Source organism: Mycobacterium sp. FW102-FHT13B02 (assembly GCF_058790275.1).
Genome location: NZ_JBYTCM010000003.1, coordinates 162,184 through 175,059 on the forward strand (window position 1 = coordinate 162,184; position 12,876 = coordinate 175,059).

Consider the following 12,876-nt stretch of genomic DNA (forward strand, 5'->3'; position numbering starts at 1 on the left):
ATCCCCTAGAGGCTCAGAATGGTCGCCGAGGCGGTCCCCGGCGCACCGTACACCTGAGCGAGGCCGACGCGCGGGCTACCCGGCACCTGCCGCTCCCCAGCCTCACCGCGCAGCTGGCGCACCAGCTCGTGCATCTGGCGCAGGCCCGACGCACCGATCGGCTCGCCGTTGGCGATGAGGCCGCCGTCGGTGTTGATCGGCAGCGACCCGTGAATCTCGGTGGCGCCGTCGGCCAGCAGCTTCTCCTGCTCGCCGTCGGCGCACAGGCCGGTCTCGGCCATGTGGATGACCTCGGCGCCGGCGTCGGTGTCTTGCAGCTGTGCGATGTCGACATCCTCCGGCCCGATGCCGGCAGCCTCGTAGGCGGCCTTGGCCGCGTAGACCGTGGGCGATACGTCCTCGTCGAGCGGCGCGGAAGTGGCGTGCACCTCGTAAGCGCCGTACGTGCGGGTGCGGATCTCACTGGCACGTACGTACACCGGCTTGTCGGTGTACCGATGGGCGATGTCGGCCCGGCACATGATGACCGCGGCCGCACCTTCATCGGGTGCACAGAACATGTACTGGCGCAACGGGTAGTTGAGCACCGGCGAGGCCATGATCTCGCCGACGGTGATCTCCTTGCGCCGGAACGCATTCGGATTGAGGACTCCGTTGCGGAAGTTCTTGTTGGCCACCCGCGCCAACGTCTCCTCGGAGATGCCGTGCTTGTTGATGTAGTGGTTGGCCTTCATCCCGAAGAACTTCGTGGTGACGAACTGACCGTTGTTCGCATACCACTGCGGCAGTGCGAGCTTGGCCGGGTCGTCGGTGAAGGCGCCGCGCGGGTGCTTGTCCAGGCCGATGGCGATCCCGATGTCGTACTTGCCCAGCCGGATCGTGTCGGCTGTCTGCTGGATGGCGCTGGCCGCGGTGGCGCACGCGTTGAACACGTTGGTGAACGTGATGCCAGTCAGCCCCACCAGGCGCGTGACCGCATCGGGATTGGACACCTCGTAGCTGCCGCCGAACCCGAACTGGATGTCCCGCCACTCCAGCTTGGCATCGGTCAGCGCACCCTGGATCGCTTCGGCACCCATCTCCATCGCGGTCTTGTCGAACCGGCCGAACGGATGGATACCGACACCGATGATCGCTACATCATTACTCATATCGAAAACCCCTGTGTTGGATGGTTCTTCGCGCAAGCGCTCATCACGCCACCGGCTTGAACCAGAACGTGACCAGCTCATTGCCGTCGGCATCGGTAGCGTAAGGCGCCATCGTGAGCTCGACCTCCATGCCGAATTCCAGCTTGGCAGGGTCGTTTTCGGTGAGCCGGCCCTCGACGCGGATCACGTCGCCGAGCTGTACCAGTCCGACGCCGAACGGCACGAAGTCTTCGCCGGTGGGACCCGCGTACGGCGCGCCGGGCGGGAATCCCTGTGTGGTCCAGGCGATCACGGTACCGCGGCGGGGCAGCAGCACCTCGGACATCTCGGCCTTGCTGCACTTCGGGCAGCGATCCTGACGCGGGAACGTCGTCGCCGAGCACGCACCGCACCGACTACCGATCAGCTTTGGCTCCGCATCGGGCCACGTGGAGATTTCAGGGGCAAGCGCCTTCAGCATCGTCAGTCCTAATCGCTCGCGGGGAGGGGTTTGGCTTCCTTGAGTGCAAGCGGTGTCGACCCGACGCTCAACGTGCCCGCACCGGCCTTGGTGACCAGCACCTCTGCCGCGGAATCGTCGACATACCGCTTACCCATCACGGCGCCGCCGGACAGCTCCGGGTCCAGCACCGCAGTGCCGTCCACCTCGGCATCGAGCGCCACCATCGGGGCGCCTCCGCACCGTAGGTCGTCCAGGCTGTCACCAGTCCGGACGACGATCACCTGGGTGTCGCACACCTGACTCCGCAGGCGACTACCTGTCTTGACCATGAGAAGCACATTATCAGACATGAGAACGTCACTTTCCAGAAGTGACCGAGTAGCGGATCGGCAGGTGCTTGAGGCCACCGACGAAGATGGTCGCCACCTGCTGTGGAGTGCCCGCCAGCTCGAGCGATCGGAGCCGCGGGATCAACTCCGAGAAGAAACTGGTGACCTCCATCCGCGCCAGCGCCGCACCCAGGCAGAAGTGGACGCCATAGCCGAACGCCACGTGCTTGTTGGGGTCACGACCCACATCGAAACGGAATGGGACGTCGAAGACCTCTTCGTCGCGGTTGGCCGACACGTACGACAGCAGTACCGACTCCCCTGCCGCGATCGGCACACCCCGGACGGTCGTGTCCTCGCGCGCGGTGCGCATGAACTCCTTCACCGGAGTCACCCAGCGGATCATCTCCTCGGTGGCGAGTGGCATCAGTTCGCGGTTCTTGCGAAGCCGCTCGAGCTGATCCGGATTCTCGATGAGCGCCCGCAGACCGCCGGAGACCACCGCACTCGTGGTGTCGTGACCGGCGGTCGCGATGATCACGTAGTACGAGACGGTGTCGATGTCACCCAACGGCTCCCCCTGGAGCCGGGCGTTCGCAATGGCCGACGCCAGGTCGCCGGTGGGGTTCTCGCGGCGCGCGGCGGTCAACGCGGTGAAATAGCTGAACATCTCGAACAGCGCGGCGCCCGCCTGCGCGGAGATCAGCGGCGTTCGCCCGCTCCCGATCTGGCCTGGCCGTGCGCCAAAGCGCCTGGCCCATAATTCTTTTCGATCAGCGCCCACGGATCGGCATAGGGACCGCGCCGCTCGACCTTCCGCTGGACGGCGAGTACGATCCGCAGCACCGGACGAATCACGGGGCCGAGCACCTGTAGGACACCACGGACCCGCCCTAGGGATTCCGCGACCCACGCCACCGTCTCTGACCACGAATGCTCTTGGAACTCAAGCAACGCCTGCGCTTCGCTGGTATCGAAGAAGCCAGTGAAGCCCCAGCCCCGCTCGTCTTCCGGATCACCGGGAAGGCTCGCCGAGGGGCCGAGCCGCCCGACGCCGACCGCCTCCATGATGTCGTCCTCGAGGTCACGGAAGGTGTGCAGATGCGTGTCGTCGCCGCCGATCAACAGCGTCTTGCCGTTCACCCGATCACGGCGGTCGACGGCGTTGGCGAAGGCGAGCGCGACGTCGCGGGCGTCGACCGTGTGCAGCCGATTGTCCCGCGGCGTGGCACGCATCAGTACCAAGTGATCGGTGTTGAAGTTGGAGGAGACGTCGGTGGAGATCACTCCGCCGAGGCGCAGCACTGTATAGGGCAGCCCGCTGGCACGTACCACTTCTTCGGCAAGCACCTTGTCCTCGCCATACTGGTCGATCGGGTTCACCGCGGTGTCCGCGGTGATGCGCTCCGGATGGGTGAACCGGTTCCGTGATCCATAGACCGACGCGCTCGACGCATCGATGAACAGCGGAGGATCGGCCAGGGCACGCGCGGCTGCCACCAGATGGTGGGTGCCATCGACGTTGATCTTGCGTCCCAGCACGGGGTTTCGGTACGAAGCCGGGGCCAGCAGAGCGGCCAGGTGCACTATCGCGGTTGGCTTGTGCCGGCTCACGCACTCGGCGATGGCGTCCGCGTCGAGCAGATCGGCGTACGCGACGACGAGTGTTCCGCCGCTTGATCGGCTCGCCAGCTCGTCAGCGACGGCTGTGGTCTTGTCGTTCCGCAGGTCCATGGCGATGACGGTTCGCCCTCGCCCGAGCAGGATCTCGGCGCACCGCTTCCCGACTTGCCCGAAGGCGCCGGTGATCAGTACTACGTCAGCAATCTGGTCGCTCACTTCATCCTTTCTGTTACGTTCCCGTCCAGCTGGGGGCACGCTTCTCGGCGAAGGCAATGGAACCCTCTTTCGCGTCATTGGACGTAAAGACCGGAATGACGAGTTCGAGCTGTTTCGACCACATTTCGCGGTCGTTCCAATTGCCTCCCTGCACCAGAATCTGCTTGGTTACCGCGACCGCCATAGGACCGTTGGCGGTGATCCGTTCAGCGAGCGCGATCGCTGCTGCTAGTGCCTCGCCCGGTTCCGCCAGCACATTCACAAAACCCCATGCCTCCGCTTGTTCGGCTGTGAAACTGTCCCCCGTGAGAGCCAGTTCGAGCGCCTTCTGGAACGGGATGCGCCGCGGCAGTCGCAACAACCCGCCGCCGGCAGCAACCAGGCCACGCTTTACTTCCGGGATGCCGAACTTTGCGGTGCGCGAAGCAACGACGAGATCCGTGGCCAGCGCGACTTCGGTGCCACCAGCCAAGGCGTAACCCTCGACGGCCGAGATGATGGGCTTGCGCGGTGGACGCTCGGTGAAGCCGAGCCCCCGCCCCGGGATGTCGACGCGCTCGCCAGCCGCGAAGGCTTTCAAATCCATTCCGGCGCAGAAGTTTCCGCCAGCACCAGTGATCACGGCAACCGACAGGTTTGCATCGGAGTCGAGTTCATCGACCGCGTTGGCAAGTCCCTGACTCACCGCGTGGTTCACCGCGTTACGTGAATCCGGACGATTGATCGTGGCGACAAGAATGCGGCCCTGCCGCTCGACGAGAACTTCATCTGCCACCGCTCGCCCTCCATGTTCACAGAAGTACTTACCATAAGTCTTACAGTAGATAAGCGTGCCAGTCGAGTGGCAGCACACGGTAGATTCAACGATTGCGCAGCATCGATCGTGATGGAGGTGCCCACAGTGGCAAAGGTGGCAACCGCTGAGAAGCGCCAACGGCGCGAGCGGGGTTCGATCAACCCCGACGACATCATCAACGGCGCATTCGAACTGGCAGAACAGGTTTCGATCGACAACCTCAGCATGCCACTACTGGGCAAACACCTCGGTGTGGGCGTCACGAGCATCTATTGGTACTTCCGCAAGAAGGACGACCTACTCAACGCGATGACGGACCGCGCCCTGCGCGAGTACGTGTTCGCCACGCCGTATGTCGAGGCCAAGGACTGGCGGTCGACGCTGCGCAACCACGCCCGCACGATGCGTGAGACGTTTGTGGGCAACCCGATTCTGTGCGACCTGATCCTTATTCGCTCTGCGCTCAGTCCGCGTGCCGCCCGCGTAGGCGTGCAAGCCGTGGAAAAGGCGATTGCAAGCTTGGTGGAAGCCGGATTACCGCCGCAGAGCGCTTTCGACATCTACTCGGCGGTGTCGGTTCACGTCCGCGGATCAGCTGTGCTTCAACGCCTTCGCGACAAGAACCAGGCCGACGGGAAGGTGCTGGGCGACATCCAGGACGCCATGACGATCGATGCCGAGAGCACCCCGTTGCTCGCCCGCGCAGTTCGCGAGGGCCACCACTTGGGCACGGTCGACGAGAGTAATTTCGATTTCGGACTCGACTGCATCCTCGATCAGGCCGAACGCCTGATCGAGGCCAACAAGAAGTCGGTGCCCCGCAGTCGCAAGGTGCCGCGCTCCTAGTCCGGGTCAGACTTCGATGACGACGGCGCCGCCCTGGCCCCCGCCGGCGCACATCGCGGCGACGCCGATGCCGCCACCGCGGCGCTGCAGTTCATAGACCAGCGTCGTCACCATACGCGCGCCCGACGCTGCGATGGGATGTCCCAGGCTGCAACCGCTTCCGGAGAAGTTGACCTTGTCCTCGTCGAGGCCGAATTCCTTGCATGCAGCGATCGGCACCGAGGCAAACGCCTCGTTGATCTCCCACAGCGCGACATCAGCCGGTTGCAATCCCGCTCGCTGCAACACTTTTCCGATGACCCGCACCGCACCCAGGCCGGTATCCCGCGGTGCGACACCCGCGGCCGCCCACGCGCGCACGGTGGCCATCTTCGTCAGATTCTCCGCCTCGGCATACCCGGCATCGACGATCGCGACCGCGGCGGCGGCATCGTTGGTACCACTGCTGTTGCCCGCGGTGATCGAGAAGCCCTCGATCTCGGGATGCAGCGGCTTCAACTGGGCGAGCTTCTCAGCAGTCGTATCGCGACGGGGGAACTCGTCGACACTGAAATCAATGACGGAGCCGTCGGGCAGTTGCACCTTGAGAGGCACGATCTCATCGAGGAACTTGCCGGCATCCATCGCGGCGATGGCCCGCTGGTGCGACCGCGCGGCCCAGGCGTCCATCTCTTCGCGAGTGATACCCATGGCCTGCGCGGTGTTCCAGCCGACCGTGATCGACATGTCCTTGGCCGGCGCGTCCGCAGTCTCGACGTGCGTCGGCGGCATCCACCGCTCCTGGAATTTCAGCTCCGGCCCCGGGATGCGCCAGTTCACCAGCGGAGTCATCGAAAGCGATTGCACGCCACCGGCGATGAGAACGCGCTCCATGCCCGAGCCGATCTGAGCCGAGGCGTTACCGATCGCGGTGAGACTTCCCGCGCAGTGCCGATTCACGGACTGACCGGGAACCTGTTGCATGCCGGTCGCGTCGGCCGCGTAGCGGGCGAGATCGCCGCCACCGTAATGAGATTCAGCGAAAATGAGGTCGTCGATCGCACTCGGGTCGACGCCGGCGCGACGGACCACCTCAGGCAGGACGGTGGTGATCAGCGTCTCCGGCGGAGTGTTGACCAAGGCCCCCTTGAAGGACCGGCCGATGGCTGTCCGGACGGCACCGACGATAACTGGTGTGGGCATTACGCGACCTCAACTTCTTGAATTGTAATGGTTACTGTTGTTATCACAGTATATGAGACGTGACCGAAGTCGTCGGTGCGATCGAAGCGGGTCGCCGGGTGCCATAGCGGCTACAGCCGCGCTGTCGCGGCGACCGCGGCGTCAGAGGTGCGCAGCGGACGGATCATGCCCTCCTGCGTGAACGACGCGATCAGCCGGCCGTCCTCGGTGTGGACTTGTCCACGCACATAAGACATTCCGGCGCCGACCTGGGTGCTCTCGTGCGAATACAGCAGCCAGCCGTCCCATTCGACGGGCTCGTGAAAGCTCACCGTGACGGTCATCGGCGCCGTGGACACCGTGAGGTGCGCCTGACTGGTGCCGATGCCGGCGTGCGCGCGCATGGTCGTCGAGATCGACAGGTGGCCGGTGAAGTGCGCGACGAGCGCTTTGGCCAGGTCGTTGCGACGCGGGGTCGGGTCATAGTGCAGCCACGCATGCAATTCAGGTGGACCGACCTCGTCAGGGCTGTTGACGTCCACAACGTCGGCGAGGCGGAGTTCGCGGCCGATCATCGGCATGTGGCTCGGAATCGCCTCCGCCGGCAGCGCGACGTCGGGGCGCTGCGCGTGGTGCCGGATCACGTCGGGTGTGGGGGTATCAGCCAGCACCGTCACCGTCGCGCAGCGTCGGCCGTCCTGTTCCACCGCCACCACCGCGGCCGCGAAGCTCCGGCCGTCGTTGACCACCTCGACGACGAAGTCGACGGGTAGTTGGACCTGAACGGCCCGGCCGAAGATCGCGTGTGCAGACCGAACGGATTTGGTGGGCAACCGTTTTGCCACCGCCACAATGGACTGCGCCAGCAGTTGGGTGCCGTCGACGATGGCTCGTTCACCGCCGTCGCTGAAGCCACGGAAACGACCGGGCCCCGCCGGCTGGACATCGAACACCTCGAGCATCCCGGTGACGGAGGACGGTGTGGTCATGCCCAGCCGTACCCGAGAACCGCGGGGTGGGCCTGGCCGACACGGACGCTCACCCGGTCCTGGTAGAACGCGACATGGTCGCGCAGCCGCGCCACTTGTTCAGTCGGATCCTCGTAGCTCCAACACACCGGTTCGTCTCCATCTCCATCGAAGCGCCAATAGGTGGCTTGTCCCTTGAACGGGCAGCGGCTGGTGGCATCCGGATCCCTGCGCAAATCGATGCGGACGTCCGAGCGCGGGAAGTAGAACACCAGGCCGTGATCCTGCTCGTCGACGAGCAGAGCGGCGGTCGTCGCGGCGATCAGCCGGTCGTCGTGCTCGGCTGTAATCACGTTGCGGCGCCGATGGACGTCGACGCGGTAGTCGGGGCGGTCCTCGAAACTCATGTCCCTTTCACCACCGTCTCGGCGAACTCTCTCAGGGTGTCGAGCTGGGCGAAGTCGGCGAACCATACGTAAAACCGTTCGGCGCCAAGCTCCCTCATCCGGCTGAAGTGGTCGACCAGCTCGCCGGACGTTCCGCACCTCAGCCCGTCGCCGAGGTGACCGAACCGGCGGGTGCTCGTCTCGGTGACCGTCGCACGGTCCGCACCGGACCCGATGAACCCGACCATCTGCTGCACCGACACCCGGGCGTTGCCCGCGTGTGGGCGCAACCGCTCAAGCCGATCGAGGTGATTGCACGGCAAGTTCCACCAATCGGCATGTCTGCGAACCAATTCCATGGTCTTCTTGCCGACACCGCCGAGCACCAACGGAATCGGATGTTCACGGCGCGGGAGTTGGGCATTGTCGCCGATATCGCCGTCGTCGCCCCAGTACTGCCGGATCAGCGCGAGGTCGCGCTCCAGTCGGCGGAATCGGGCCGGCGCGTCATCGGCATTGGCGAAACCGAAACGTTCGAATTCGGCCGGCATCGATCCCGCACCCAGGCCGAGTTCGAATCGCCCGCCCGACGCGGCGGACATCGTGACGGCGTGTTTGGCGACCACTGCCGGATGCCGGAAACCGTCGCACAGCACCAGGTGTCCGACCCGCAGCCGTTGTGTGTGCGCCGCGACCCAGGCGGCGATCGCCGTGGCGTCCCAGATGCCGCGGTCCGGCGCGCCCGGAGCCTCGAGATGGTCGATGAAAGCGATCCCGTCGAAGCCGGCGTCTTCGGCCACCCGCGCACGCTCGACGATCTCATCGATACCCAGCCGCACCTGCGGCAGAAAGAGGAACCATTCGGCCATGACTCCATCACTCTAAGCGATCTGGAATCGTTATTCTACTTATTGGATAATGCAATTCTCGTGCGCGCGTCGGCAGCTGCACCCGGGCGGGTACTCCGCCTGAAGCCGACCCGCCTAGGCTCGGCTCGTCTTGATGTCGAAGCCCACCTTCTCGCCGTCGACGCTGGTGATCTTCATGTGCGCCTTGTACGGACCTTCCGGGCCGGTGAAGGTGCAGTCGAATTCACCTCCGACCTTGGCATCGACGCCTGACGGGCATTTGACGTCGGTCGGGTGGAACCCCGTTTGGCTGCTCACCATGTCGGTCACCGACTGGGCGGCCCCGTCGGGCTTGATGGTTGAGGTGCAAGCGCTGAGCTGCAGCGCGAGAACTCCGAAGATGAGCATCGTGCCGATGAAGCCGGTGGATCGGGTCATGGCCGGAACGTAGCCAGCTGTAGTTGGAAATGCATTGGAGGCCGGCTCCCAGCACGTGCGTCAAAAGTGTTTCGCAAAAAGTGTCCCGTTCCAGTTCGGTGGCCGCTCCTACCCATAGGCGCCTCACCGTGAGGTCCCGGACCTAGGAATCGGAGATGACGTGAACCGCACCCACACCACCAAGACCAACCAGCTCATCGCAGCGGTGGGCGTAGTCGCGGCACCCGCCCTGATGTTCATCGCTTCGAGTTGGACGGCTGCGCCGGCTTTCGCCGTCTGTAACGAGGGCACGCCGAACTGCCAGCAGGTCGACTCGGGACACCAGCGTGCTTCCGACCAGATCAACGGAGCGTTGCTGAGCGGTCAGTGCGCAGGACCGGACGGCTTCTGTGACGACAGCATCCCAGGCAGCGACGTCACGCCCCAGCAAAGCACTCCGAAGCCCCCGACCAAGACGGGCCTCCACACTCCGGTCACGACGGTGCGGAAGTAGCCCGGTCACGCCTGGGCGCGTACCCGATGGGCATCGGCAGAATTGGGTATCCACCGGGCATGAATGCCGAGATTGTCCAAGATCGTCGCGCATCCCTGCCACTCGTCGCCGGCCTCACCGGATTCGTGGGCATGGTGGCCTATTCCGACTTCCCAGTGGAGTGGTTGGTCAACTCGCACCTGAGCCCGCTGCGGTCCTATGTGAGCGAGCTGGCGGTCGCCGGCCAACCCGCGCGTTCGTTCTTCCGGGCCAGCGACATCGTGGCCGGGGTCGGTTTGGTAGCCGTCGCCAATCTGCTGACGCGGTGGCAGCCGACGAACCGGGCAGCGGTCGCCCATCTCGCCACCATGGTCGCCGGGGCCGCCTCGATCGTTGACGGGCTGTGGCCCATGCCGTGCGCGCCGTCGATCGACTTGGGCTGCCGCGCAACGGAAGAAGCGATCCACACCACTCAGTTCGTGCAACCCCACACCGCGTCCAGCCTCATCGGGTTCACCGCACTCGTCTGTGCCATCGGCCTCTACGGGGCAACACTGACCTGTCACCCGCGCTACGGCCGGCTCGGTACGTCCGGACTGGCCGCCGCGGCGGTGGCCGCTCTCCTCGGCGGCCTCGACATCGTCATGTGCCTGACGGCGTCGACCTCCTTGGTGGGACTGGTCGAGCGGATACAAGTCTCGGTGATCGCGGCGTGGCTGGCCGTGCTCACGCTCTGCGCGGCAGGTGATTGCAGCCGGCGCTGACGGAGCCGCTTAAGTGGGGTCGGCCTGCGATCGGCGGATGCGATCGCCGAGAGCCGCCACCCGACGCCGTACCCGCGTGCCTGGCGGTACGTACTCGGCCGCACGTCGGGCGTCGTCCAGAATTGTGGTCATGGGCTGTAACGGCGCAGAGATGCGCGCCGGTGTGCGATCGACCTGTGGCGGCCGATTCCCTTCCCACCACACCGGCTCGGTCAACCGCTGCACGAACGGCACCGAACTCTCGACCGAGGCGTTACCCCACCCGATGGCACGATCGATGGCTTCCGGCGCGGCCGCCAGGGTGACCGGAGACAGCGTGGGACTGAACCGGATGACGCGGTCGGCGAACGGCGCGTTGCGCACCATCTGCAGCTGTAGCGCCTGGGTGATCGGTTGCAGCCAAAGGTGTCTCGGGTTCCATTGCGGGTGGAAGCAGTCCCAGCCGATATAGCACGCATTCCGGGTGCCAAGCCGCCCGTCCTGAATTCGCTTCCACGCCAATTCAACTGGCACGTTGCTGGCGGCACCCCCGTCGACCAACGCGGCGACGTCCTTCTCGATGAGTAGCTGATCGAGGAGACCCCACATCCGCGGATCGCTGGACTCATGATGCAGAATCCCGGGGATCGCCGACGAAAAGCTGGCTGCGTCAACGACATTGAATTCGGCGGTCAAGTCGTCGCCGCCCAGCACGATCGGCTTGACGACGCGCGAGTCGATGAATGCGCCGATCTGCCACAGTCGGTTGACGGCGCCTGGTGCGTAGCCCAGCTTCAGGTGCTCGAGCGCCCGCACCCCCATCAACGTGAAGTGCGATGGATGGAACCGCCCGGGCAGCCGATCGAAGGACTGTTTCCTGATACCGGCGACGACGGTTTCGTACGGGATCGCGAGGTCGGTCAGCCGCATCGGTTCACCGTCTTCCCGGGTGAACATCTCCCTGGCGAACTGGTCGAACTGCAATGTGAACAGGCCGTTGAGGCCGTGGCGTCGCCGGGTCATGGCCGGGCCGAGGACCCCGCGATAGGTGACGGTCTTGGCCCAGGCGACATAGTCCTCGATGGGCACCGGCAGCACGCGGGCCATCACGCTGCCCACGATGGCGCCGAAAGAGTTGGTCAACATGTAGGCCGGGGGCAGGCCTGCCGCGAGCATGCGCTGCATGCCACCCAGGTAGACGTAACCAGCGCCGCCCCCGCCGCCGAGGACCGCCACGTAGGTCTTGTAGCCGAGCTCGGCGTCGAGTTCGGCCGCCGAGAAGTCGTTGGCGTGGTGCTCCAGCAGCACCGAACGCTCGTACTCCACGTCCTCGGAGAAGTTCGCCAGAACCTGCTTGGCCGCGGCCAGACGCTCAGGCGCGGTGGTGCGCCCGCGTAGCGGGTTGTACAGCGCGTCGATCACCCGCTGCCGGAAACCGAGGACTTCGTCACCGACGGTGACGTCGCCGCGGCCACGGGTACCACCCGGGCCGGCTGCGCCCGGTTCGAACACGGTGAGGCGCGCAAAGCTCAGCAGATAGCGCAGCCGGCGAAACTGCTCGGGGCTGAGCGCGTCGGGGCATTCGAGGTCGGCGCGAACCAGCGCAGCCTCCATGTGCTGCAGCGCCAGGATGGGGTTGCTGCCCGGAAGGCCAGGAGGTTCGGCTACTTCTATTTCCGCCAACTCGTTGGACGGCTCACCGAACGGTACGAGCTCGGAATTCACCATCCGACCATTCTTGGCTACCCGGCACCCGGCCGAGGCGGCAACCCGACATTCCTTCCGACGCGGGCCGGGCACGCGCGGCTACATGACCTCGCCGAAGGCCTCTACGTCGGCATCCGTGACTATCGAAGTACGGGATTGGCTCCGCCCAGGCCATTCACAGTCGGCCGCCAGTTTCACCCGACGATCCGTCAGTACCGTGGCGACCGACCAGCCAGGATGCACGAAAAGTGCACACAGAGGTAAGGAATCCGCGCCGTGGACGTCGAGACCGTCGATCAGCAGTACGCGACTCTTCAGCAGCAGTCTCAGCAGACTGCCTCGCTGATTCAGGCGCTGGCCGGGAAGCTGTCGGCTGCGGCAGCCGCCGGCGACACCAACGCGCGGGAATGGCAGCTGGACCTCAAAGAGATCGCGTTGGCCATTCGGGATGAGGAAAGCGCGACCGGGTCGGTGTTCCAGTCGATTCATGCCCTCGTCGCCAACCACGTGCAGAGCCCTGAGCCGCAATATCAGCCGGCTCCGCAATACCAGCCGCAATATCAGCAGTCGGCCCCGCAATACCAACCGCAGTACCAGCAGCCGGCGTACGTCGAGCCGCAGTATCAACCCCAGCCGAGCGGCGGCACGCTGCAGCGATTCCTGGGCGGCAACTTCGGTCAGTCGATCGTGCGCGGAGCCGGTTTCGGCATCGGCGACGACATCGTCAACAGCATTTTCGATCGGCTCTGA

Annotated in this window: 15 protein-coding genes and 1 pseudogene; 4 read left to right on the forward strand and 12 right to left on the reverse strand. The window is 65.1% G+C overall.

All coding sequences use genetic code 11. The annotated features are described in order from the left end of the window. Positions 1–5 precede the first annotated feature (5 nt). From AC3WTE_RS06375 to AC3WTE_RS06400, 6 genes and pseudogenes are all read right to left on the reverse strand, one after another. Positions 6–1,151, reverse strand: coding sequence for a thiolase family protein (locus tag AC3WTE_RS06375; RefSeq protein ID WP_492436514.1), 1,146 nt, complete (start codon positions 1,149–1,151; stop codon positions 6–8). A 43-nt stretch (positions 1,152–1,194) separates the two neighbouring features. Beyond that, the gene (locus AC3WTE_RS06380; protein WP_492436515.1) at positions 1,195–1,611 is read right to left on the reverse strand and encodes a Zn-ribbon domain-containing OB-fold protein; all 417 of its coding nucleotides are present in this window, start codon (positions 1,609–1,611) and stop codon (positions 1,195–1,197) included. 8 nt (positions 1,612–1,619) lie between these two features. Further along, on the reverse strand, positions 1,620–1,922 hold the full coding sequence (locus AC3WTE_RS06385; RefSeq protein ID WP_492436516.1) for a hypothetical protein: 303 nt from the start codon (positions 1,920–1,922) through the stop codon (positions 1,620–1,622). A gap of 28 nt (positions 1,923–1,950) precedes the next feature. Then, positions 1,951–2,604 (reverse strand): annotated as a pseudogene (locus tag AC3WTE_RS06390) (cytochrome P450); the annotation flags it as partial. Between the two features lie 20 nt (positions 2,605–2,624). Then, positions 2,625–3,761, reverse strand: coding sequence for an NAD-dependent epimerase/dehydratase family protein (locus tag AC3WTE_RS06395; RefSeq protein ID WP_492436517.1), 1,137 nt, complete (start codon positions 3,759–3,761; stop codon positions 2,625–2,627). A 13-nt stretch (positions 3,762–3,774) separates the two neighbouring features. Continuing rightward, a complete protein-coding gene (locus AC3WTE_RS06400; RefSeq protein WP_492436518.1) occupies positions 3,775–4,536 on the reverse strand; it encodes a crotonase/enoyl-CoA hydratase family protein in 762 nt (253 codons plus the stop codon). A 126-nt stretch (positions 4,537–4,662) separates the two neighbouring features. Here AC3WTE_RS06400 and AC3WTE_RS06405 point away from each other — a divergent pair, with 126 nt between their 5' ends. Beyond that, positions 4,663–5,403: a TetR/AcrR family transcriptional regulator gene (locus tag AC3WTE_RS06405; protein WP_492436519.1), complete on the forward strand. Its 741-nt coding sequence runs from the start codon at positions 4,663–4,665 to the stop codon at positions 5,401–5,403. Between the two features lie 6 nt (positions 5,404–5,409). Here AC3WTE_RS06405 and AC3WTE_RS06410 read toward each other — a convergent pair whose 3' ends face one another. From AC3WTE_RS06410 to AC3WTE_RS06430, 5 genes are all read right to left on the reverse strand, one after another. Continuing rightward, positions 5,410–6,585, reverse strand: coding sequence for a thiolase family protein (locus tag AC3WTE_RS06410; protein WP_492436520.1), 1,176 nt, complete (start codon positions 6,583–6,585; stop codon positions 5,410–5,412). Positions 6,586–6,695: 110 nt separating this feature from the next. Beyond that, entirely contained in the window at positions 6,696–7,553 is an 858-nt protein-coding gene (locus tag AC3WTE_RS06415) for an acyl-CoA thioesterase (RefSeq protein ID WP_492436521.1), read from the reverse strand. Continuing rightward, the gene (locus AC3WTE_RS06420) at positions 7,550–7,939 is read right to left on the reverse strand and encodes a DUF427 domain-containing protein (protein WP_492436522.1); all 390 of its coding nucleotides are present in this window, start codon (positions 7,937–7,939) and stop codon (positions 7,550–7,552) included. The genes AC3WTE_RS06415 and AC3WTE_RS06420 overlap by 4 nt, the downstream gene beginning before the upstream one ends. Beyond that, entirely contained in the window at positions 7,936–8,787 is an 852-nt protein-coding gene (locus AC3WTE_RS06425) for an LLM class flavin-dependent oxidoreductase (RefSeq protein WP_492436523.1), read from the reverse strand. The genes AC3WTE_RS06420 and AC3WTE_RS06425 overlap by 4 nt, the downstream gene beginning before the upstream one ends. 114 nt (positions 8,788–8,901) lie before the next feature. Continuing rightward, positions 8,902–9,204 (reverse strand): DUF4333 domain-containing protein, encoded by a 303-nt coding sequence (locus AC3WTE_RS06430; RefSeq protein ID WP_492436524.1) that lies wholly within the window; start codon positions 9,202–9,204, stop codon positions 8,902–8,904. Between the two features lie 160 nt (positions 9,205–9,364). Here AC3WTE_RS06430 and AC3WTE_RS06435 point away from each other — a divergent pair, with 160 nt between their 5' ends. Together AC3WTE_RS06435 and AC3WTE_RS06440 are read left to right on the forward strand one after the other, a co-directional pair. Beyond that, on the forward strand, positions 9,365–9,697 hold the full coding sequence (locus AC3WTE_RS06435) for a hypothetical protein (RefSeq protein WP_492436525.1): 333 nt from the start codon (positions 9,365–9,367) through the stop codon (positions 9,695–9,697). A gap of 59 nt (positions 9,698–9,756) precedes the next feature. Beyond that, a complete protein-coding gene (locus AC3WTE_RS06440) occupies positions 9,757–10,440 on the forward strand; it encodes a DUF998 domain-containing protein (protein ID WP_492436526.1) in 684 nt (227 codons plus the stop codon). 9 nt (positions 10,441–10,449) lie between these two features. Here the strand turns inward: AC3WTE_RS06440 and AC3WTE_RS06445 are convergent, their stop codons facing one another. Beyond that, a complete protein-coding gene (locus AC3WTE_RS06445) occupies positions 10,450–12,147 on the reverse strand; it encodes a patatin-like phospholipase family protein (RefSeq protein ID WP_492436527.1) in 1,698 nt (565 codons plus the stop codon). 255 nt (positions 12,148–12,402) lie between these two features. Between AC3WTE_RS06445 and AC3WTE_RS06450 the strand changes: the two genes are divergently transcribed. After that, the gene (locus AC3WTE_RS06450) at positions 12,403–12,876 is read left to right on the forward strand and encodes a hypothetical protein (RefSeq protein WP_492436528.1); all 474 of its coding nucleotides are present in this window, start codon (positions 12,403–12,405) and stop codon (positions 12,874–12,876) included.

What these genes read in the sequence shown, in the direction of transcription:
- AC3WTE_RS06375 (WP_492436514.1), bottom strand. Translation starts at nt 1,151, where the DNA reads ATGAGTAATGATGTAGCGATCATCGGTGTCGGTATCCATCCGTTCGGC.
- AC3WTE_RS06380 (WP_492436515.1), bottom strand. Translation starts at nt 1,611, where the DNA reads ATGCTGAAGGCGCTTGCCCCTGAAATCTCCACGTGGCCCGATGCGGAG.
- AC3WTE_RS06385 (WP_492436516.1), bottom strand. Translation starts at nt 1,922, where the DNA reads ATGGTCAAGACAGGTAGTCGCCTGCGGAGTCAGGTGTGCGACACCCAG.
- AC3WTE_RS06410 (WP_492436520.1), bottom strand. Translation starts at nt 6,585, where the DNA reads ATGCCCACACCAGTTATCGTCGGTGCCGTCCGGACAGCCATCGGCCGG.
- AC3WTE_RS06415 (WP_492436521.1), bottom strand. Translation starts at nt 7,553, where the DNA reads ATGACCACACCGTCCTCCGTCACCGGGATGCTCGAGGTGTTCGATGTC.
- AC3WTE_RS06420 (WP_492436522.1), bottom strand. Translation starts at nt 7,939, where the DNA reads ATGAGTTTCGAGGACCGCCCCGACTACCGCGTCGACGTCCATCGGCGC.
- AC3WTE_RS06425 (WP_492436523.1), bottom strand. Translation starts at nt 8,787, where the DNA reads ATGGCCGAATGGTTCCTCTTTCTGCCGCAGGTGCGGCTGGGTATCGAT.
- AC3WTE_RS06430 (WP_492436524.1), bottom strand. Translation starts at nt 9,204, where the DNA reads ATGACCCGATCCACCGGCTTCATCGGCACGATGCTCATCTTCGGAGTT.
- AC3WTE_RS06440 (WP_492436526.1), top strand. Translation starts at nt 9,757, where the DNA reads ATGAATGCCGAGATTGTCCAAGATCGTCGCGCATCCCTGCCACTCGTC.
- AC3WTE_RS06445 (WP_492436527.1), bottom strand. Translation starts at nt 12,147, where the DNA reads ATGGTGAATTCCGAGCTCGTACCGTTCGGTGAGCCGTCCAACGAGTTG.